Raw genomic sequence first — 22,112 nt, 5'->3', positions numbered from 1 at the left:
AAACGGACAAAGACGATGAACTGGTCATTCCAACTTTACAGCGCCCGCAATTTCCAGCCCTGGGAAGGCGTGCTCGAGACACTCGGCAAGCTCGGCTACACACAGGTCGAAGGCTTTGGCGGTGTCTATGACGATCCCAAAGCCTTCCGTGCCGAACTCGACAAGAACGGACTTGCCATGCCGACCGGGCATTTTTCCATCGATGCTCTGGAGAACGACTTCGGCGGCGTGCGCAAGATCGCCGATGCGCTCGGCATCAAGCTCTTGATCTGCCCCTATCTGCTGGCCGAGGACAGGCCGTCCGACAGCGCCGGCTGGCGCGGCTTCGGCGAGCGCCTAGCCAAGGTCGGCGAGGTGGCGTCGAAGGCCGGCTACGGCTTTGCCTGGCACAACCATGATTTCGAGTTCAAGGCACTGGCCGACGGCTCGGTGCCGCAGGATCACATCCTGTCTTCCGCCCCTGATGTCGGCTGGGAGATGGACCTCGCCTGGGTGGTGCGCGGCGGCGCCGATCCGTTGCCCTGGATCGAAAAGCACGGCAAGCGCATCGTCGCCGTGCATGTGAAGGACATCGCCAAGCCGGGCGAGGGGCTGGACGAGGATGGCTGGTCGGATGTCGGCCACGGCACGATCGACTGGGCTGGTCTCATCAGGGTGCTGCGGACCAAGAGCGAGGCAAAATACTTCGTCATGGAACAGGACAATCCCAACGACGTCGAGCGCTTCGCCCGTCGCTCGATCGCAACCGTCAAGACCTATTAGGAACAATCATAATGGCAAAGAAATTGGGTATTGGCGTCATTGGCTGCGGGAACATCTCGAAGGCGTATTTTTCGCTGGCGCCGCTGTTTCGCGGCATCGAGATGCGCGCATGCGCCGACATAAACATGGATGTGGCCAAGGCGCGGGCGAAGGAGTTCAAGCTGCGCGCCGAGACCGTCGAGAACCTGCTCAAGGCCGACGACATCGACATTGTCGTCAACCTGACGATACCGGCCGTGCACTATGAGGTGTCGAAACAGGTGCTCGATGCCGGCAAGCACGTCTATTCGGAAAAGCCGTTCGTGCTGTCGCTTAAAGAGGGCCTGGACCTCAAGGCGCGGGCGGAAAAGAAGGGGCTGCGCATCGGCTCGGCACCCGACACTTTCCTCGGCGGCGCGCACCAGCTGGTGCGTGAACTGATCGACGGGGGAAAGCTTGGCAAGATCACGAGCGGCACCTGCCACGTCATGGGCCATGGCATGGAGCATTGGCACCCCAATCCGGACTTCTTCTTCCAGCCGGGTGCTGGGCCGGTGCTCGATATCGGGCCGTACTATATCACCAATCTGATCCAGTTGATCGGACCGGTGAAGCAGGTGGCGGCCTTCGCAATAACCCCGGCCAAGGAACGGACGATCAGCTCAAAGCCGCGCGCGGGCGAAAAAATCCCGGTCAATACGCCGACCACCATCCATGGCCTGCTGGAGTTCGAGAATGGCGCCGTGGTGACGCTGAACACCAGCTGGGACGTCTGGGCTCACGGCCACGCGCCGATGGAACTCTATGGCGAAGCGGGGACTGTGTTCGTACCGGATCCGAACTTTTTCGGCGGCGAGGTGCGCTTTACCGCCGAGGGCAAGCCGGTCAAGAAGCTGCCGAAGTGGAAACATCCACTTGGCATTCCGAACGAAATGCACGGCCAGGGCCTGATGGCCAATTACCGCACCGCCGGCCTCGCCGACATGGCGCTGGCAATCGCCGAAGGGCGGCCGCACCGCTGCTCGATGGAACTGGCGCTGCATGCCGTCGACGTCATGACCGGCATATTGCGCTCCGGCGAGACCGGCAAATTCGTCGCCATGCAGACCACTTGTGAGCGGCCGGCCGCTCTTGGCGTCAAGGCAGCCAAGGAATTGCTGGCGAAGACAAAGTAGGCGCAGGATTATCGATAATTTTGATTTACCCCTCTCCCCGTTCGGCCGGGGAGAGGGTAAGGAGGGGCGCGGGCACTGTTATCAGGCGACGATGACCGTGCTCGCTCTGTTCAAATTCGAGGAATTCCCGTCATGCCCTACATCCCTGCCGAAAACCGCTATGAGAAAATGATCTACAACCGTTGCGGACGGTCCGGCCTCAAACTGCCGGCGATCTCACTCGGGCTGTGGCACAATTTCGGCAATGACACGCCGCACAGGACCAAGCAGGCGATCGCCCGCAAGGCCTTCGATCTCGGCATCACCCATTTCGACCTCGCCAACAATTATGGCCCGCCGCCCGGCTCGGCCGAGACCGCCTTCGGCGAAATCCTGCGCACCGATTTCGCCGGTTATCGCGACGAGCTGATCATCTCGACCAAGGCCGGTTATGAAATGTGGGCCGGTCCCTACGGTGAATGGGGCGGGCGCAAATACATGCTGGCCAGCCTTGACCAGAGCCTGAAGCGGATGGGGCTCGACTATGTCGATATCTTCTATTCACATCGCTTCGATCCCGACACGCCGCTGGAAGAAACCATGGGTGCACTCGACCATGCGGTGCGTTCGGGCAAGGCGCTCTATGCCGGCATCTCGTCTTACAATTCGCAGCGCACCCGCGAAGCCGCCGACATATTGCGGCAGCTCGGCACGCCATGCGTCATCCACCAGCCGAGTTATTCGATGCTCAACCGCTGGGTCGAGGATGACGGCCTGCTCGACACGCTCGATGGGCTCGGCGTCGGCTCCATCGTGTTCTCGCCGCTGGCGCAAGGCATGCTGACCGACAAGTATCTTGGCGGCATCCCCGAGGGCAGCCGCGCCTCCCAGGGCAAGTCGCTGAAGACAGCCTTCATCAACGACCGCACCATCGCCAACATCAAGGCGCTCAACGCGATCGCCGGCAAACGCGGCCAGACATTGGCGCAGATGGCGCTCGCCTGGGTGCTGCGCAGGGGCAAGGTGACATCGGCGCTGATCGGCGCCAGCCGGCCGGAGCAGGTCGAGGACTGTGTCGGGGCGCTCAAGGTGCTCGACTTCAGCGATGCCGAATTGGCCGAGATCGATACTTACGCGCGTGAGTCCGACATCAACCTGTGGGCGGCCTCCGCCGAGCGCAAAGGACCGCCGAGGAAGTAAGCGCGCGCATGAAGCCGGCAACCAAATGGCGGGAGCCTCGCCGCCATTTTATGCGCGCTATCGCTGCGTCAGGGTGCTTTCGGCTTCTGGGCCGTGCCTAGTCCCGCCTTGGGTTTTTCCGGCGCCGGCGCCGAGGTCTTCATCTTGGCTTCGATCCAGCCGGTGTAGTTGGCCAGCCGCGTGTAGATGCCGTAGGCATCCTTATGGCCGCAGGCTGCACTTCCGTCCGCCGGTCCTTCACCCCAGCTGACGACGCCAACCTGGACCGGGCCGTCGGCGCCGACCATGAACAGCGGGCCGCCGCTGTCGCCATTGCAGGCGTCACGCACGCCGCTGGTCGTGCCGGCGCAGATCATGTTGCCGGTCAGCGGATCCGTCATGTCGGCGGCGATCGCGTTCGCGGCGGCGTCGATACCCTTTTCCGAATAGCGCATGCGATGGGACAGATCGCCAAGTGCAGCCTTCAGGTCATGCGCATAGATGGCCTTGATGCCGGTGTTGCAGGCGCTGTTGGGTTGCAAGTCGAGGTCGGCGACCATCAGCGTGGTCGGAAATGTCCCGTCCTGCATCTTGCCCCAGCCGGTGACCGTGGTCTTGCCGGCCTCGGGGGTCGCGTCATGGGTGACCTTGATGGCCGGCGCATCGGCCGGCTCGGCAAGCCGGAGCAGGCCGAGGTCGTTGTCGAGCGTCTGCTCGCTGTAGCCCTCGTTGACGATGACTTCAGCCACCTTGTGGCGCTTGCCTTCGCTGAGCTCGGTGGCGCCGGTCAGCACGGTAACGGAGCCAGGTGAGATTGGCTGGCCGTTGTCGTTGAGACAGTGTGCCGCCGTCAGCACCCATTGCGGCGCGATCAGGCTGCCGCCGCAGAACTGTGCGTTGGCCTGGGAGGCCGGGTTCTCGTCCAGCCTCTCGGTGGTGAGCAACGCGACCTGGAACGGATAGGCGCCCTTCTCGGCCTGGTTGCCGCCGTAGACCCGGTCGGCGCCGTCGGGGTTCTCCGCCGCGGCCTTTGCCCTGGCATCGGTCACGCGTTTCATCGGCGAGACAGCCGCTTCGGGTCTTGCGTTGCCTTCGCCCGCCTGGCCGGTGTTGATGAATGTGACGGCAGCGGCGACGCCAAGCAGCGAAGCGGCAACGATCGACCCGAACCGATTTGTGATGTGCACCTGAACCCCTCCTAAGACAATTTCCCGCGCGGACCGGCGCCGGGCATTGTGCAAGGAGGCGGTGCCGGTTCGGACATCCGATCACTTGCCGCATTCAATCGGCGCGCGATCGGTCACAAAACCGAATCCCACTTTTGCTAACCGTGCCCGCGAGCAGAACCCGCACAAAATCCTATAGCCCCCCACGGGCTACGTGGAAGCGATTTATCATTGCCAATCTAGGATTATTTTAGGCAGTATATCGGGTAGGGTCATTTTGGCGGGGGCTTTAGATTGACCATGGCAAATAACGATCCGGCCTGCGCGCCGATAGGCTTGCTGATTTTTCGACGCCACCACGATCTCGACAATATTTCTGTATTTTGGTCCAGTCCTTGCTGCCTTTTGGGAGAGTCTCACCATGACAAAACTGACAAACGCTATGATTGCGTCCGTATTGCTGTCCACTGCAATATGGACGGTCCCCGCTTTCGCTGCCGACCCCGGCTCAGCCAGTGCCGGCAACGGCGAAAGCATGCGGGACGTGACTTCGGGCGATTTCACGCCTGGGCGGGCAAAGCCGATCGCACCGCCCAAGCTGACCGATGAAGACAGCCGCGCCGCGCCGCTCGCCGACGAGGCAACGGCTGTCAAATCCTATGGCATCGTCGGGCGTTCCGCCGATGGCAAGGAGATCAAGATCGAGCCAAGCGAGGCGCTGCGGGAGCTTATCATCAAGCAACTGAACGCGCCGGCGGATGGCGCGGACGGGGCCCAGCGCGAGACCGATGATCCGGACCTTGGCGAAGGCGAAGCGGGGCGGCAGGTTTTCGGCCCCGACGATCGGGTGCAGGTCAAGAACACCAAGACCTATCCGTTCTCGGCGATCGGCTATCTCGAAGCCAAGTCGAAGACCGGCTTCGGCAGCTGCTCGGCAACGCTGATCGGTCCGCGCACCGTTCTCACCGCGGCGCATTGCCTCTACAGCCATGAGGACAAGGACTGGTTGGCGGACTATCTGTTCGTGCCGGGCCTCAACGGCAGCACGGCAGACGACGCGCCGTTCGGCGCCTTCGCTTATGAAAGCGCCTATGTGCTGCAGGGCTTCATCGACAATTACCAGGGCTACTATGGTTCGGTCATCCCGTGGGATCTCGGCATCGTCACGCTGAAGCAGGATGTCGGCACCAATTTGGGCTGGCTGGGCTATGCCAATTATGACGATCTCGGCGACTTCACCGCCAACCTCGTCGGATATCCCGGCGACAAGCCGATGGGCACGATGTGGAAGGCAAGCTGCGAAGTGCATGCCGAAAACATCGGTCCGGAATATTTCCAGTATGACTGCGATACGTTCCCGGGGTCGAGCGGCAGCTCGGTCTATGCCTATGACAACAACTCCAAGCAGCGCATCATCACCGGCGTCAACGTGGCGGAAAGTCCCGACGCGAACACCGCCGTGCGTCTGAACGCCGCCAACATCCAGTGGATCAACAGCCTGTATAAATAATCGCTGCACATTCACGACACGGGAAAAGGCGGCGGGTCGATCTCGCCGCCTTTTTCCTGGGTTGATGCGGCTTCGCTTGCACGGGGCCGGGTCGCCGACTACGCTTCGATCGGACAAGGGGTTGGGGCGTCCAGGGGGCTCAAGGGATGGCGCGGGCAAGGGCAGTGTTCGGGGTCGCGGCCGCATCGATGCTGGGCGCGCTGATGCTTTCACCGGCTTTCGCCGATCCGGCCGCCGCGCCTGCCGGCGGCGCCTGGGCGGAGCGGGTACAGATCCTCTATCAGGCCGATACCCGTTCGGTGTTGCGCAGGGCAGTGCGCGTTTGGGATTTCCATCCGGAGAAGAATCTCGATTTCGTCTGGGAACCGGCTGCAGGCCAATCGCCGGATCGGACGATCGCCGAGGACGGCACCGTCAATGGCAAGGGCAGGCTGGTTTGGCGGGTGCGAGGCTCGGCGAGCTACGATCCCAAGTCCATCTATTCCAGCTATCTCGGTGATGTCAGGAACGGCCGGCTTGACGGGCAAGGCCGGCTCGAACTGCGGTCGGGCGAGGTTTTCGAAGGGCATTGGCTCGCCGGGGAACTCAACGGCAAGGGCATGCATATCGACGCCGACGGCAACCGCTACGAGGGCCGGTTCGTCGACGGCATTGCGAATGGCGAGGGTCAACTGTCGTCAACGACCGGGGAGATTTTTGCTGGCTCGTTTGTCGACGGACTGAAAAACGGCAGGGGCCGGACCCGGCTCGCCGGTGGCACGGTCTACGCGTCGCAATGGGTGATGGGCAAGGAGGTCGGCGGGTCGCGCCCCGACGTTCTGGCCGACGCCAGGGTGGGCGGCCTCATCAAGGCGCAGGCCGGTGGCGGTGACGCCGACAAGGTCGAGATCGGTGTCGTGGTCGATCAGCGCATGACCCAGCAGTCCGACATGCAGTACCAGCACTTGGTACGCGACGAGGACATTGCGATCTATCCGCAGGCAGATGAGGACAATGACAGCTGGAACGGCAGCGGGCAGATCACGACCAGCAATGTCTTTGGCAGCAAGGACTGGGACGATGCGCCGGCCTTCGCCGAGGTCGACCTCAAGACGACAGGCAAATCCAAAGTCAAGCTCGACAGCCTGGAAATGAAAGTCGCGTCGAGCGATGCCTACCGCAAGCCGATGCTGTCGATATCGGAGCATTTCGGCTGTGTCGGCTTCCGGCCGGATTTCTCGATTATCAACAATGGCTGGGGCGATGCCAAGGACATGAAGATGTCGATCCAGTTCACAGCGGTGAACGAAGATGGCGACCCAACCGGCCAGCCAAGCCGCATGTTCACCAAGGACATCGGCGGTTTCGGCGAAGGTGTCGACGTGTCGGTCAAGAGTGTGCTCGCCGAGGCTGGCGTCGATACGGCGAGCCTCGAGACCGGACGCTTTCCCTGTCCTTCGGTCGACAGTCTCAATGTCTGCCGCAGCCAACTGACCAACAAGATCAAGTTCGGCGAGGTCGCCGACTATCTCGGCAACATGCAACAGGCGATGACGCTGAATGCTATCGGCAAGTTCGATTATTCCTGGGCGGATGACGAAGGTCACGTCCACCAGCAGAGCGAGCCGTTCCGCACCTCCGTGACCATGGCGGTTTTTGAGACTCCGGAATCGATGGCCGAATGTGGCGATGGCGGCGGCGGCACGCCGGAGGCGATGCGCTACCAGAACATCGAGTTTCCGATCGGCAAGCATGACTACACGATCGCCATGCCGGTGCGTGGCAACAAGAGCATCAGCGCTTACACGGCGCGGCTGAAGATGTGGTCGTCGATGTCGTCGATCCACAGCTTCAGCATCGCGGCGCATTTCGCCGATGGCAGCGTGCGCGAGAGCAAGCCGGTGACCTTCTTCTATTTCAAGCCGAAGCGGTCGCTGTTCGAGACCATGACCGAGCCGGCGGCGTGCTATCTGCCGCGCGATATGGTCGGTTGCGGCTAAGGTATGTCGATATCCAGGTGAGGCCGGCCTGACCTGAATCTCAACATAGCTTAATCGGACAGGTGCTATTTCCTGCCCATCTCGAAATAATTCGGCAGCGGAATGAGCCTGGTGAAGATCGTGCCCTGGGCGAAGACGCGCAGTTCAAGCATCGATCCCGACGAGCGTTGCGCGCTCTGGTCGAACAGGAAGTTGCCGAGCGAATAAACCTCCGCGACATCGCCGCCGGCCAGCGGCACGATCGCCTCGCTCGACACATGCGGATGGCCGCCGACGATGGCCGACACGCCGCGCAGGCGCATCTCGTCGGCCAGCATGTCTTCGCGCGGCGACGGCTCGGTCTTGTGCTCACGGCCCCAGTGGACGAAGGCGACCACCGGCCGCTTTGCATTCTCATGCAGCAGCCGGTCGAGCAGGGCAGGGGTGAGCAGGTCGGTGTTCTTCGAGCCGTTGGTGCCGATATCGGTCAGGCCGACAAGATCGAGATCGGCGAGCGCCAGCGTTTCGCCCTGGCCGACATGAGGGATGCCGGCTTCGTCCAGGGCGCGCAGCGTCTCGGCATAGCCTGACGGGCCGAGATCGTAGGCATGGTTGTTGGCGAGGCTGACACCGGCGACATTTAGCCGCTTCAGCATGTCGAGGGCGAGGCCCCCCGGCATCGCCAGCGTCATGTCGTCGATCGCTTCCGGCACGTTGGGCAGGATGACGCCTTCGAGATTGACGATCAGCGGCCGCGATCCAGTCAGCGAAAGGACGCTGTCGACGATGCGGTCGGCGATGCCGTCGCGGACCAAAATCTTCTTCATGGCGCGGCCGAAATTCACGTCACCGGCAAGATAGTAGATCCTGTCCTTTGGCCGTGCCGGGTTGTTGAAGCCGGGGCCGAACGCACCGAACAGCGCCACCACGTAGCTGGTGGTCCGCTCTACATAATCCGACGTGTGCTCCTGCGAATTCTCGTTGGCGATAACCAGCGGCTGGGCGCCGAACAATTCGCGCTGCAGCCTGGTCTGGATGTAGAGCGCACCGACGGAATCGGCGTGATCGGGTTGGCGCAGCGCCGCTATGCCGTCGAGCGAGCCGGCGGCCAGCATGTTCAGGGACTGTTGGTCGAAACGCGTGGAGTCGTGCTGCGGCAGATAATGCGAAAAGTCGGTGGATTCGACGATCAGCGTGTCCTGGTCGACGATGGCTTTGAGCGCCTCCGCCAGCCTGTCCCAGTCGCCACGCTTCGCCTTCACCGACATCGCTATCGGAACGATGCTTGCCTCGGGGAAATAGTGGTGCAGGAAAGGCAGCGTTGCCCGCACGCCATGTTCCTTGTCGAACAGGCAGGATTCCTCGACCATGTCGCTGTTTGCCTCCAGCCGGCGCACCGCTTCAGCGTCGGCTGCAACCGAGCCAAGCACGGTGTCGAAGCCGCGCACGGAGGTGGCGTAGAGCTTGTGCGTCTTGTGGAAGTGGTCCGGCGACAGGATGACGATGCGCTTGTAGCGGAAGCCGGAGGCTGCCCTGAAACCGAGCGCCACCAGATCAGCGGCGAGCAGATGATGCGGCACCGTGATGCCGGTCAGCCGCTGGTTGGATGGCTGGATATCGGCGACGTTGGCGACGGCATTTTTGAACAATGTGGCGTCGTCATAGAAAAGTGGGAAGTTTTCGGTGCCGGGCGGGCAGACGACTGGGGCGGCGAAGGTGGGGAGGGGGAGCAGGGCTATGAGCACGATTAGGAAGATCGGCCTCATGGCTCAGCCAACACGATGTTTTCCACGCCGCCGACATAATAGAACGGCTTCTGCTTCGACGCGGTCAGCCGCACCACCTCGCGCGAAATGAAATCGGCGAGGCCGAACAGCGTGACGCCACCGTCCGACGTCCTCGCCTTGCCGCGCAGGCCCTCGAGGATCGAATAGGTGAAGACGCCGTGGCCGAGTTCGGGCAGTTCGGCGGCGGTGTTGTTGGCGGCGGTGGCCGAGAACACGACGATGCGCGCATCCTGCGCGTCCTTCTCCAGGCGCGGGTTGAAGGCGTTGGCAGCGTGACAGGTGTCGAGCAGCATGAAGCGCATGCCCTTGGCCCGTTCGACCGATTTCTGGATGTCGGACCAATCGACCAGCGAGGAGCGCTTCCAGCGCTCGGCATCCTGTTTGCGGCCGTCGGTCGGGATGAAATAATAGTCCTCGTCGATGTTGATGCCGTGGCCGGCAACGAAGATGATGGTGGTGTCGTGCTCGCCAGGCCTGTCGAGGAAATCGGCGAGCTGGTCGTCGATCGTATCCGAATCGGGCTCCATGACGGTGTCGGCGCTGGCGACGTTGTAGGTCTGCTTGGCTTTGTCGGGGGCTTCGTCGAGCGCTTCGCGGTTGATCAAAACCAGCGTCTCCATGGACGAGAACAGCGGCGCCGATTTCTGCGCAATGACCTTGAGGAATTCGGTGGCGTCATCGACGGGGTAGCGCAGGTCGCAGGCGTGGCCGGAGCAGGCGTCGGTCAGGAACGGATATTTGTCGACACCGATCACCGCGACATAGAGCTTGCCCTTGGCCTCGACCTTCTCGGTCTTCCTCGCCAGCGCCGTGACGCTGCGCTCGGTCAAATAGCCATATTCGTTGGTGCCGGTGATGCGGATAGTGTTTTTTCCGTCCTCGACCGGTATCTCGATGATGGTGCTGTTGCCGTCCACCGAGCGCGCGGTGAGGTCCCCGACGTTGCGGCTGTTCGACAGGATCGAGAAGCCGGAGACATCGGTTCCGGCCTCCCTGGCGCCAGTGATCTCGACAGCGACATAGCCGTCGCGGACCTTGCTCTGGTCTTCGGCGAGACGGATGCCGAATTCCGGCGGCTTGCGCTGCAAAAGCTTTTGCAGCTCGTTATCGACGCCCGGCCGCATCTCCTCGACCGCCTGTCTGGCGCTGCGCAGGATGATGGCGCGGCGCACCATTTCGGGGCTCCAGAGATATTTCTTCAACTGGCCGGCGCGGATGAAACGGCCTTCGTGGTCGCGGCCCTGGTTGACCTGCCAGCCGATCAGCTTGTCGCCCTCGTCGGAGGAATAGTAATAGCCTTGCGGCATCCAGGCGATCCATTGCGGGCCGGCAAAGAACATCGACACGATCAGTTCGTGGGTCTTCAGGTTCCAGAGCCTGAGCGTCTGGTCGGCGCTCCCGGTGACCAGCAGGCCGGCTTTCTGCGAGGCGGCCATGGCGTTGATTTCGCCGGTGTGGCCGATGAATTCGCCGGAGACCCTGGCGGTCGCGGCCTTGTATTCCAGCAGCGCGCCGTCATTGCCGCCGGTGATCAGGCCAAGCCCGTCATCGATCAGGGTGAAGGCGGAATGGACAAAGCCGTCGGTTGCATCGTTCTCGATCGAGCGCACCATCTTGCCGTCATGAAGTATCTCCAGCACCGCATTTTCCAGCGCGTCCTTGCCACCCGTGGCGGCACGTAGCGACCAGTGTTCGTCGGCCAGCACGGCGCGGGCAAACGAGCCCGGTTCCGTCAGCGGCTGCGGGTCGTCGAAGAAACGCTCGGTGGTCGGCAATATCAGCGCGTTGCTCAACGTGCCCTGCTTTTCCGGGCAGGCCACGCGATCGGGGCAGGGGTTGGCGTTGCCCCAGGCGATGACGCCGTGCGCTGCATCGATGCCGACTGATGTCACCGGCTCGCCCAAGCCCTGCAGCAATGCCTTGTGTTCGCCAGTGGCCGTATCCCAGACCTGGATGGCGTTGCGCGTGCCGCCTGCGGTCGCCACCAGCGAGCCGTCTGCGTTGGCGGCGCTGGCGTAGACGGTGCCGTCGTGACCGGAGTAGTCGAGCAGCTTCTGGCCGTTGTCGGTGTTCCAGACGGTGGAACGATGCTTGTCGGCGCAGCGATAGCCGCAGGAGACGACCAGCCGCGAACCCTTGGCGAAGGTCAGCGAACCGATCAGGAAATCCTGCTTCGGCATGGTGCGCGCCAGCGTGCCGTCGGCCGCGCGCCAGAGCTGGACCTGTCCGTCCTTGCTGCCGGTGGCAAACAGGCTGCCGTCCAGCGAGGCGGCCAGCGCCTGGACGCTGATGTCCCTCAATTGTTCCGCCTCGGCCGGCAAGGCGATCTCCTCGCCCTTGGCGACATCCCAGAGCCGGATGCCATTGTCGGTGGTGGCCGCCGCCAGGCGCGTTCCCTCGGCGGCGAAGGCCAGCTTGTCGATGTGCCAGGAATCGGCGTCGAGCTTCTTGTCCAGCGTCCAGCCGGTCACCGATGTATCGTCGGGCCGCCAGAGATAGACCATGCCGTCGCCACCACCGGCAGCCAGGGTCTTGCCGTCGGGGGAGAAGGCGAGATCATAGGTCGCGTAGTCGGCGGCCTTGAGCACGGCCTTCATCTTGCCGGTGGCAAAGTCGAACAGCCTGACGTCGCCATAGGGCGGCTTGTCGCCGAGGCTGGCGCCGAAATAGCCGCCGGCGGCGATCGTCTTGCCATCCGGCGAAACCGCGACCGCGAAGATCTTGCCATCGCTGCCATTGCCGAGATAGCCGCGGATGGTGCGCAGCGTCACGCCGCTCTGCCAGTCCCAGATGCGGATGGTCTTGTCGTCGGACGCCGAGACGATGTCTTCGCCGTCGGGCGTGAAGGCAAGGTCGGTGACTTGGGCGCTGTGCCCGCCGGTGTCGAGGTCGAGGTGGAAATCGGGGACGTCCTCGGCGCGGGCGATCGAGGCGGAAACCAGGGCTCCAGCCACGGCCAGCCAGCGACAGGCGCGCATAAGGTGGAAGCCCGCTTTTCCCACCGTCATTTGGCTTCAGCAGCGAGCTGCCCATTGCGCACATAGGCTTCGATGGCCATGGCGAAAGTCGGTGAACCCGCCTTGCGCTGCTTGTCGACATAGCCGGCAAAGTAACTCCAGAACGAGACGGCATAATCGTGGAAATAGGCATCGGTCACTTTGCGCGAACACAGGTCGCCGTCGACGCAGAAGGACAGGCGGTTGAGGAAATAGACGATGCGGTCGAAATTTTCGTTGAAATCGGCAAGCGGCATGTCACCCCCCGAGGCGCTCATCGCCTCGATGCCGATGCGCTGCCGGAACACCTGCTCCTCGGTCGGCGAGGGATTTGCACTGAGCAGATTGTCGTATTTGGCGTTGAGGGCAGCGAGACGATCCTTCAGCGCCCGCTGCGCCTGCTGGTAGTCCTTGGTTTCCCAGAGTTCGACCAGCGACATGGTCTGTTCGACGCGCTTCTGCTCCTGGTTGGCCAGGAACTGGTAGACCGAGAATGCCAAAGTGAAGATGATGGCAAAGCGCACCAGCATTCCCGACCAGGCGTAAACCAGCATACGCCAGTCGCGGTCGGTGAACGGATTGCTTTCCTTCTTGATCTCATGGCTGCTCGGCCAGGGGAAACCTTCGGTGGTTTCAGGAAGCGTCTGCGTCGCAGCCGTCGCCTTGGTGGTCGCGGCCACCTGTATCTGCTTTGTCGTGCCCCCCGGCTTTTTCATTTGCAGTTGTCCAATTCGATGGTGGCGGAGGGATCGAGCACCACGCCCGGCGCTTCAAGCTGCTTTTTCAGACATGCCAGCTGCGGGCGCGAAACCATGAACTGCACGTCCGGCTCCGCCGGCGCCTTGCTCGGCGAGGGCAACGCTTCGACCACGCCGCGCGAGGCGCAACTCGAGAGATCGACCACGACCGCGTCACTGCTGGTTTTGGCGAACTGGTCGTATTGATCGAGGAAGCAGGTTGCCAGTTCCGAATTGATGACCACCTGCTTGGCACAGAGGCCGCAAGTGTCCTGCGCCGAGGCATTGGCGATCATGAACAGGCCACCGGCAAGTCCGGCAACCGCTCCACGCCAGGAAAAAACACTGTTCCTCAAGACCGATCCTATCTGTTTCATCAGCCGCTCACCCTTTGGCTGCGGCCGGGAATGTTCTCATATCGCGCCAAGCGCGCAAGGGCAGGCTCGCAAGGGCTGGCGCAACAGGGCCGCGCGGCCCTGGCGCCGGAGTTTCAGGCGCGCGGCACCGTCTCCATCGGAAAGATCATCACCGCCCCTTTCGGGCCGCTCTTGTCGGCAAGCCGCATCACCGAGCGGGTCGGCGGCGCCATGCCGATATCGGCGAGCATGTCGGAGAAGCTGGCGGCGCCAAGGCCGCGCGTCATCGACGCGACGCCGTCCTGCGCCAGGAAGCTCAGATCCTCCTTCTCGCTCTCCGGTGGCGCCTCGGTCAGCACCGCGATCATCCGCTCCATGCCGAAACTGGTGTCGGTGAAGGCCAGCAATCCTTCCTCCAGCGTGGCCTGCGGCGCGAGGCGCTCGGCAACGATGTGGGTGATCGAATAGTCGCTGCCGACGTAAAGCACGTTGATGTCGACCAGCTGGTCCGAGCTATTCCTGGCCAGCACATGCACCTCGTCGCCCGGTGAGACGCGGGGAACCACCGAAGCCTGCAACGGCTCGAGCCCCTCCCTGTCGCCGCGCTTGACCTGGAACTGGACGTCGACATCCTCGGGCTTGTAGTCGGAGGCCGCCGCCAGTCGCGAAAGTCCGGTGGCCCGGAAGATGGTGCGCAAATTCCTGGTGGTCGCGTCGACCAGTTTCTGGCGATCGTCCGGGTAGATCATGATCAGCGGCGGCTTGCTGCCGTCCTTCAGGGTCACGTCGCCCGACGCCGGCAGGAACCACAGCGCCGGCTTGTCGGTCGCGTCCTTGGCGGCACCGGCAACGGCGTTCTCGCGCATCACTGCGAAACGCAGCTCGGCGCTCTTGCCCGGATCGACCAGCTCGATGTTGAAGCCGGTTTCCTTGGCCGTGGCCAACTCGTCGAGAACCGAATTGACGAGAGCGGTTTCCTTCTCAAGTCCCTTGATCGCGGCAGGCCGCGCGACAGTGAGCCTGTAGTCGACGGCGATCTCCGCCACCCGCGCATAGGCGTTGGCTGGAATGTCGGCCAGCTTCAGCGCCGGCTTCTTGTCGAACTCGACTGGCTTGACGCGGCTTTCCAGGTTCTTTGCCGACTGCACTTCGAGATAGCCGACGGCATCCGACAGCGACGACAGCGCCGAGGGCAGGATGGCGAGCTTGCTGCCGGGGGTCAGGCGGTGCAGCAGGCCGGCGCCGATCGTCGCCTCACCGTCCTTGACGGCTACAGGCCATTGCATGACTGCGTCCGTCTTGTCGGTGCCGAAGACGCGCGCGTCGAGTTCGCCCTCGAACAGCGGCGTCGGCCGGGTGCGGCTGTCGGCCGAATATTGCTGCAGCACGGCCTGGCCAAGCTGGCGATAGGTGATGTTGGGGTTCTCGGCCAGTTTCGACAGGATGGTGAAGGTGAACAGGCCGAAGCGCGGTGCATCCGCGGTGCCCTTGGGCAGCGGCATCTCCGGCGTCGTCTCCACCGTCTGTGCGGCGTAGAAGGCGACCAGCTTGCCCTTGGCGATCGGTTCGCCGCCGGTCGGCGTCAGGTTGAAGGCGGGCTTGCGCGCGCCATTTTCGTCGAGGCCGCGCGAGGCGCTTGCGACCGTGTCCTCATAGGTCTTGACGGCTGCCGCCCGGGCTGCTTCGTCGCCGCCGACCAGATCGGCGAACTCGACCTTGCGCTCCAGTTCGTCATTGACTTCGACGGCGCGTGTCGCAGTGCCGGAATGGCAGCAGTCGAACACCGCCCAGACGAAGGCGCCCTTGTCGCGGATGGCGTCCAGCGCGTCGCCAATCTCATTGTCGACCAGCGCGTTGGGCACGCCGGCATCGCGATTGATCCACTTGTCGATGTCGACAGGCAGGAAGATCTCATCGAGCCCATCGGTCTCGTCGCCCTTGACTCTCGCAGGCTGCTGGGCGCCGTGACCGGACAGATGCAGATAGACGAAATCGTCGCGCTGCACTTTCTCGGCAAGATCGGCGAGCGCGGCCTTGATCGCCGCATGGGTCGGCAAGCCCTTGGCGCCGGGCACGTCCTTGGCGAGCAGCGTGACGTTTTCGGGCGCGAACCGCACCGGATCGGGCACGTTCTTGAGAAGATATTCGTGAACAAGGCCGGCATCGTTCTTCGGCCCGATCAGCCAGTTCCTCTGGGGCAGGGCAGGATATTCAGTGCATGCCACCAGCAGCGCATGATAGGTGCGCGATGCGGCTAGCGCCCGGAACGGCACCGTACCGACCGCCATCAGCGCCGACGTGCCGACAAGCAGCGTCCGGCGTGTCAATTTGATCATATTGCTTCCCCAAGCCCGATCGAATTTCCCAAGCGAGGCCACCCTCGCCGAGAATCTTGTCAGTATTTTGAATGTCGCTTCGCCATAGATCCCGCCATCCCTCCGCCATCCCCAAATGTGCCGGCAGGTCATCGATCGGCCAGGACAGCAACAGAAGAGTAGCAAAGACCGCGGTTCGTCGCTATCTGAATGGGATCAGGCTGTGTGTTCGAACAAGCAGCCTGCAAACGGCGCAGGACAAGTTGGAACGGAACCATGGCGGCAAGGGATGTGCTGACGAAAAACCAGCTGTGCGTGCTTGAGAAGCTCGAGACCGCCAGTGGGCCGCTCAGCGCCTATACCTTGCTCGATCAGCTGCGGGAGCGGGGCTTCCGCGCCCCGCTACAGGTCTACCGTGCACTCGACACGCTGGTGAAATCCGGCTTCGTGCACCGGCTGGAAAGCATCAACTCCTTCGTTGCCTGCGCCGAACCGCACGACCACAGCCATTCGATGACCGCCTTCGCCATCTGCGACACATGCGGGCAGGTGACCGAGATGTCCGACCACGACGTCGACCACCGGCTGAACGAATGGGTCAACTCGACCGGCTTCGCCGCCAAGAAGGCGGTGATCGAGTTTCGTGGGACGTGTGCGAAGTGCCGGGCGGAAGCGGCCTGAGGTGTATTGATATTCAGGTGAGGCCGGCCTGCAAATGGCGGCTTGACCTGAATCTCAACACACCTTGCGTTGGCTCTAATGCGCCTCGTCCCAGTTGTTGGCCGCTCGGGCGTCGACGTGCAGCGGGACCGACATCGATACAGCCGGCATCGCGGCGTTTTCCATGACATGGCGCACGACGGGAATGGTCGCCTCGACTTCCGCGTCGACGGTTTCGAAGATCAGTTCGTCGTGCACTTGAAGAAGCATGCGGGCGGACAGCTTCGCCTTCTCCAGCGCCTCGTCCATGCGCACCATGGCGCGGCGGATGATGTCGGCGGCGGTGCCTTGCAGGCGGGCATTGATCGAGGCGCGCTCGTTGAACGCGCGGATTGAGGGGTTGGACGATCTTATATCCGGATAGTGGATACGGCGGCCGAAGATCGTCTCGACGAAGCCATGCTCGCGGGCATAGGCCTTGGTCTCCTCGATATAGTCGCGGATGCCGGGGAAACGCTCGAAGTATTTCTTGATGTAGTTGCTCGCCTCCTCGCGCGGGATCGACAGCTGGTTGGCGAGGCCGAAGGCGGAGATGCCGTAGATGATGCCGAAATTGATCGCCTTGGCGCGGCGGCGGACTTCCGAAGGCATGCCCTCCACGGGCACGTTGAACATTTCCGAGGCGGTGATGGCGTGGATGTCGGCGCCGTCGGCGAAGGCCTGCCGCAGTTGCGGGATCTCGGCGACGTGGGCGAGCACGCGGAGTTCGATCTGGCTGTAGTCGGCCGAGACCAGCCGGTTGCCCTTGTCGGCAATGAAGGCGGTCCTGATCTTGCGCCCCTCGGCGGTGCGCACGGGAATGTTCTGCAGGTTCGGGTCGGAGGATGACAGGCGGCCGGTTGTCGTCGCGGCAAGCGCGTAGGAGGTGTGGACGCGTTTGGTGTCGGGATGGATGAAGCCGGGCAGCGCATCGGTATAGGTCGATTTCAGCTTGGTTAGCTGGCGCCAGTCGACGATCTTGCGCGGCAGTTCGTGACCCTCGGCGGCGAGGTCTTCCAGAAGTTGCGCCGAGGTCGACCACTGGCCGGTCTTGGTCTTGGAGCCACCGGGAAGGCCCATGCGGCCAAACAGGATGTCGCCGAGTTGCTTGGGCGAGCCGATGTTGATGCGCTCGCCGATGAGCTGGTAGATTTCCTCCTCCAGCCGGGCGGCACCTTGCGCCAGTTCGCCCGACAGCCTGGACAGGATCTGCCGGTCGACCGAAATGCCGCGCTGCTCCATGCGCGCCAACACCGGCACCAGCGGCCGTTCCAGCCGCTCGTAGACCGATACCAGGCCCTTGGCGGCAAGCCGGGGCTTCAGCACCAGCCAGAGCCGGAGCGTCACGTCGGCGTCCTCGGCGGCGTGGGCGGTTGCCTTGTCGATGTCGACCTGATCGAAACCGACCGAGTTCTTGCCGGAGCCGATCACGTCCTTGAGCTGGAGAGGGGTATGGCCAAGCCATTTGTCGGCAAGCGCGTCCATGCCGTGGCCGTGCGGCGTGCCGGCATCGAGCACATAGGAGATCAGCATGGTGTCGTCGAATGGCGCGACATCGATGCCATAGCGGCTCATGATGACGAGATCGTATTTCAGGTTCTGCGCGATCTTGAGGACCGATTTGTCCTCCAGCAGTGGTTTCAGCACCGCCAGCGCCTCGCGAAGAGGGATCTGGTTTTCAAGCGTACCGCCGCCGAGCAGGTCACCGTTGCCGCTCTTGTGGGAAAAGGGAATGTAGGCGGCGCGGCCAGGCGCTGTCGCCATTGCCATGCCGATCAGTTCGGCCTGCATCGGATCGGCCGCTGTCGCCCTGACGTCGAAGGCGGCGATGCCAGTCTCGCGCGCTTCGGCCACCCATGCTTTCAAGGTCGCGATATCGCGAATGCATTGGTAGGCCGATATGTCGATCTTGCGGGTGGCAGCCCGCTCCAGCCGCAGCGCCGCGAGCAGGGAAGGGGTGTCGCCCTGCTTTGGTGTTTCGGTGGTTCCGTTGGCCTCGCTTGGCTCGGCCCCGTTTCGGGCCGTGACGGGTGCTCCGGCGCCGACATCCGGCCCATGCGCGCTGTCGGCGCGTTCGACGGTGACCGCGACCGCCTGGACGTCCCCGGCCTCGGTGCTGGTCGCTTCCGCCACACGGCGCGTCAGCGAGGTGAATTCCATGGTCTTGAGGAAGCCGATCAGCTTCGGGCCGTCCGGTGCGTGCAGCACAAAGTCGTCCAGCCCCTCGGCCACCGGTACGTCGTTCTTCAGAGTCACCAGTTGGCGCGAGATGCGCGCCTTGTCGGTGTTGGCGATGATCGATTCGCGCCTCTTGTCCTGCTTGATCTCGCCGGCCCGGGCCAGCAGCCCGTCGAGGTCGCCGAACTGCTCCAGCAGTTGCGCCGCCGTCTTCGGGCCGATGCCGGGCACGCCGGGAACGTTATCGACGGAGTCGCCGGTCAACGCCTGCAGATCGACCATCTTTTCCGGCGGCACGCCCCATTTCTCGATCACTTCGGGAACACCGATCTGGCGATCCTTCATCGGGTCATACATGCCGACCGTGGCACCGACCAGTTGCATAAGGTCCTTGTCGGAGGAGATGATGGTGGTGTCGCCGCCGGCCTCGCAGGCCAGCCGGCAATAGGTGGCGATGAGATCGTCGGCCTCGAAGCCTTCCATCTCGATGCAGGGCAGGTTGAACGCCCGGGTCGCCTGGCGGATCAAGCCGAATTGCGGGATCAGATCCTCGGGCGGCGCCGAACGGTTGGCCTTGTATTCGGGATAAAGGTCGTTTCGGAAGGTTTTCGAGGAATAGTCGAAGATGACCGCGAAATGCGTCGGCACGATGCCTACATCGGTGTTGCGGGCATCCTGCATCAGCTTCCACAGCATGTTGCAGAAACCGGAAACGGCGCCGACCGGCAGGCCGTCGGACTTGCGTGTCAGCGGCGGCAGCGCGTGATAGGCCCGGAAGATGTAGCCGGAGCCGTCGACAAGGAAGAGATGATCGCCTTTTTTCATGGCGGCAGGGATAGCGCGGCGCGACGGCTTGGTCCATGCCAAAGACATCGCCAGATATCGGTTCCGGCAACACCCTGACAGAACCAGGTCGAGGCGGCCTGATCACGGCCACGTTACAAAAGTGTAATACTCGTGCCCTTGAATCGCCACGTTCACAGACCCAAATAGAAGTCATCGGCAGTTTTCGCCGAAGTCCGGAGCAAGGCCCGTCCCCCGCCTATCCCGGACACTTGCGGCAGCCTATCTCCCCTCTCCGGGCTGCCGCATCGTTTCGAGTAAAGGCCGCCGTGGTTCCCCTCCACCACGGCGGCATTTTTTTGCCTTGCGGCATAGCTGCGCGGCCGTGGTCCAATCGTCCCGGGCTTTTCGTTTTGCCGCTCTGCCTTTACGGTTCCGGCACTGAATCGAAAGGCTTAGCAAATGTCCGCAATTTCCCCCGTCCTCGACCGCCTCGACAACAATCTCGACCAGAGCCTCGAACGGCTGTTCGGCCTGCTCAGGATCAAGTCGATCTCCACCGATCCGGCCTATGCCGCAGACTGCCGCAAAGCGGCGGAATGGCTGGTGGCGGAGCTGAAGCTGATCGGCTTCGACGCCAGCGTGCGTGACACGCCCGGACATCCGATGGTCGTCGCGCATCATGACGGGCCGGCGGGTTCGCCGCATGTGCTGTTCTATGGCCACTACGACGTACAGCCGGTCGACCCGATCGAACTGTGGGAAAACGACCCGTTCGCGCCTGCGATCAAGGAGGTCGGGCCTGGCCACAAGGTGATCACCGGGCGTGGCTCGGCCGACGACAAGGGCCAGCTGATGACCTTCGTCGAGGCGTGCCGCGCCTGGAAGCAGGTGCATGGCAACCTGCCATGCAACATCACCATCCTGTTCGAGGGCGAGGAAGAGTCCGGCTCACCGTCGCTGAAGCCGTTCCTCGAAGCCAATGCCGGGGAGCTCAAGGCCGACTTCGCGCTGGTCTGCGATACCGGCATGTGGAACCGCGACACGCCGTCGATCTGCGTGGGACTGCGCGGACTGGTCGGCGAGGAGATCACGGTCAAGGCCGCCGACCGCGACCTGCATTCCGGCCTCTATGGCGGGGCCGCCGCCAACCCGATCCGCATCCTGGCCAAGGTGCTGGCCGACATCCACGACAAGGATGGCCATATCACCATCCCCGGCTTCTATGACGGCGTCGAGGAAACGCCGTCGCAGGTGCTGAAATCATGGGAGACGCTTGGCGAGACGGCCGAGACCTTCCTCGGGCCTGTCGGCCTGTCGATCCCTTCGGGGGAAAAAGGCCGTTCGGTGCTGGAACTCACCTGGGCGCGGCCGACCGCCGAGTTCAACGGCATCATCGGCGGCTATACCGGCAAGGGGTTCAAGACGGTGATCGCGGCGGAAGCCTCGGCGAAGGTGTCGTTCCGCCTCGTCCACAAGCAGGATCCCAAGAAGATCCGCGCAGCCTTCCAGAAATTCGTCAGCGAGCGCATTCCGGCCGACTGTTCGGTCGAGTTCCACCCGCATGGCGGCTCGCCGGCAATCCAGCTTTCCTATGACTCGCCATTCCTGGCCAAGGCCAAGAATGCGCTGTCCGATGAGTGGCCGAAGCCTGCGGTGACGACCGGCAGCGGCGGCTCCATTCCGGTGGTGGGCGACTTCCAGACCTATCTCGGCATGGAATCGCTGCTGGTCGGCTTCGGCCTCGACGACGACCGCATCCATTCGCCCAACGAGAAATATGAGCTCTCATCCTTCCACAAGGGCCAGCGCTCCTGGGCGCGCATTCTCGATGCACTGACGCGCTGAGCGGCGGAGAACGAGATTTCTTGTTGATTTTTCACCGGATCGCGGCGAGGACGGGTAACGCCGCGACCGGAGAAGACAATGGCCGATATCCGTTTCCACAAGCATGATCTGCCTGACCTCACGCATTACAATGTCGGGGCGGTGGCCATCGACACGGAAACGCTGGGCCTCAACCCGCATCGCGACCGGCTGTGCGTGGTGCAGATCTCACCCGGCGACGGCAGCGCCGACGTTATCCAGATCGCACCAGGGCAGAAGAAGGCGCCGAACCTCGTCAGCCTGCTCAGGAACCGCGGCATAACCAAGCTGTTCCATTACGGGCGCTTCGACCTTGCCGTGCTCTACAATGCGTTCGGGGTGATGCCCGAGCCGGTGTTCTGCACCAAGATCGCCTCGCGGCTGACCCGTACCTATACCGACCGTCACGGGCTGAAGGACATCTGCTTCGAGCTTCTCGGCGTCGGCCTCTCCAAGGCGCAGCAATCGTCGGACTGGGCGGCTGAAACACTGTCGCCCGAACAGCTCGAATATGCCGCTTCCGATGTGCTCTATCTGCACCGGCTGCGCGATGTCCTTGCCGGGCGGCTGGCGCGCGACGGGCGGACCAAGGAGGCCGATGCCTGTTTCCGCTTCCTGCCGACGCGGGCCAAGCTTGACCTGATGGGCTGGGGCGAAGAGGATATCTTCGCTCACAGCTGACCGGCC

The 22,112-nt window shown here is 63.0% G+C and carries 15 protein-coding genes; 8 read left to right on the top strand and 7 right to left on the bottom strand.

Annotated elements, in window-relative coordinates; translation table 11 throughout:
• Positions 1–15 precede the first annotated feature (15 nt).
• From LB577_RS16045 to mgrA, 3 genes are all read left to right on the top strand, one after another.
• Positions 16–762, top strand: a complete 747-nt coding sequence (locus LB577_RS16045) for a sugar phosphate isomerase/epimerase family protein (protein ID WP_224687432.1) — start codon at positions 16–18, stop codon at positions 760–762.
• Between the two features lie 11 nt (positions 763–773).
• Positions 774–1,916, top strand: a complete 1,143-nt coding sequence (locus tag LB577_RS16040) for a Gfo/Idh/MocA family protein (protein ID WP_224687431.1) — start codon at positions 774–776, stop codon at positions 1,914–1,916.
• Positions 1,917–2,048: 132 nt separating this feature from the next.
• Positions 2,049–3,095 carry an L-glyceraldehyde 3-phosphate reductase gene (mgrA, locus tag LB577_RS16035; protein ID WP_023764006.1) on the top strand — a complete coding sequence of 349 codons (1,047 nt, stop codon included), beginning with the start codon at positions 2,049–2,051 and terminating at the stop codon, positions 3,093–3,095.
• Positions 3,096–3,163: 68 nt separating this feature from the next.
• Here mgrA and LB577_RS16030 read toward each other — a convergent pair whose 3' ends face one another.
• A complete protein-coding gene (locus LB577_RS16030; protein WP_224687430.1) occupies positions 3,164–4,261 on the bottom strand; it encodes a S1 family serine peptidase in 1,098 nt (365 codons plus the stop codon).
• A gap of 400 nt (positions 4,262–4,661) precedes the next feature.
• Here LB577_RS16030 and LB577_RS16025 point away from each other — a divergent pair, with 400 nt between their 5' ends.
• Together LB577_RS16025 and LB577_RS16020 are read left to right on the top strand one after the other, a co-directional pair.
• Entirely contained in the window at positions 4,662–5,750 is a 1,089-nt protein-coding gene (locus LB577_RS16025; protein ID WP_023764008.1) for a trypsin-like serine peptidase, read from the top strand.
• A gap of 146 nt (positions 5,751–5,896) precedes the next feature.
• The gene (locus tag LB577_RS16020; protein ID WP_224687429.1) at positions 5,897–7,729 is read left to right on the top strand and encodes an MORN repeat-containing protein; all 1,833 of its coding nucleotides are present in this window, start codon (positions 5,897–5,899) and stop codon (positions 7,727–7,729) included.
• A 65-nt stretch (positions 7,730–7,794) separates the two neighbouring features.
• Here the strand turns inward: LB577_RS16020 and amrB are convergent, their stop codons facing one another.
• The 5 genes from amrB to LB577_RS15995 form a co-directional block, all read right to left on the bottom strand.
• Positions 7,795–9,474: an AmmeMemoRadiSam system protein B gene (amrB, locus tag LB577_RS16015; RefSeq protein ID WP_224687428.1), complete on the bottom strand. Its 1,680-nt coding sequence runs from the start codon at positions 9,472–9,474 to the stop codon at positions 7,795–7,797.
• Positions 9,471–12,503: a caspase family protein gene (locus tag LB577_RS16010; RefSeq protein ID WP_224687427.1), complete on the bottom strand. Its 3,033-nt coding sequence runs from the start codon at positions 12,501–12,503 to the stop codon at positions 9,471–9,473. The genes amrB and LB577_RS16010 overlap by 4 nt, the downstream gene beginning before the upstream one ends.
• Positions 12,500–13,207, bottom strand: coding sequence for a hypothetical protein (locus tag LB577_RS16005; protein WP_224687426.1), 708 nt, complete (start codon positions 13,205–13,207; stop codon positions 12,500–12,502). The genes LB577_RS16010 and LB577_RS16005 overlap by 4 nt, the downstream gene beginning before the upstream one ends.
• Entirely contained in the window at positions 13,204–13,524 is a 321-nt protein-coding gene (locus LB577_RS16000) for a hypothetical protein (RefSeq protein WP_013892960.1), read from the bottom strand. Before LB577_RS16000 ends, LB577_RS16005 begins: the two co-directional genes overlap by 4 nt.
• Positions 13,525–13,718: 194 nt before the next feature.
• The gene (locus LB577_RS15995; RefSeq protein WP_224687425.1) at positions 13,719–15,920 is read right to left on the bottom strand and encodes a caspase family protein; all 2,202 of its coding nucleotides are present in this window, start codon (positions 15,918–15,920) and stop codon (positions 13,719–13,721) included.
• Positions 15,921–16,175: 255 nt separating this feature from the next.
• Between LB577_RS15995 and LB577_RS15990 the strand changes: the two genes are divergently transcribed.
• Positions 16,176–16,580: a Fur family transcriptional regulator gene (locus LB577_RS15990; protein ID WP_224687424.1), complete on the top strand. Its 405-nt coding sequence runs from the start codon at positions 16,176–16,178 to the stop codon at positions 16,578–16,580.
• 75 nt (positions 16,581–16,655) lie between these two features.
• Here the strand turns inward: LB577_RS15990 and polA are convergent, their stop codons facing one another.
• Positions 16,656–19,601 carry a DNA polymerase I gene (gene polA, locus LB577_RS15985; RefSeq protein WP_224687467.1) on the bottom strand — a complete coding sequence of 982 codons (2,946 nt, stop codon included), beginning with the start codon at positions 19,599–19,601 and terminating at the stop codon, positions 16,656–16,658.
• Between the two features lie 420 nt (positions 19,602–20,021).
• Between polA and LB577_RS15980 the strand changes: the two genes are divergently transcribed.
• Positions 20,022–21,407, top strand: coding sequence for a M20/M25/M40 family metallo-hydrolase (locus tag LB577_RS15980; RefSeq protein WP_224687423.1), 1,386 nt, complete (start codon positions 20,022–20,024; stop codon positions 21,405–21,407).
• Positions 21,408–21,485: 78 nt separating this feature from the next.
• Positions 21,486–22,106, top strand: a complete 621-nt coding sequence (locus LB577_RS15975; protein ID WP_224687422.1) for a ribonuclease D — start codon at positions 21,486–21,488, stop codon at positions 22,104–22,106.
• Positions 22,107–22,112: the final 6 nt, after the last annotated feature.

The organism is Mesorhizobium sp. B283B1A (assembly GCF_020165735.1).
Classification (GTDB): Bacteria; Pseudomonadota; Alphaproteobacteria; order Rhizobiales; family Rhizobiaceae; genus Mesorhizobium; species Mesorhizobium opportunistum.
The sequence above is the reverse complement of the archived record's forward strand: the minus strand, read 5'-3'. Positions and strand labels throughout refer to the sequence as shown.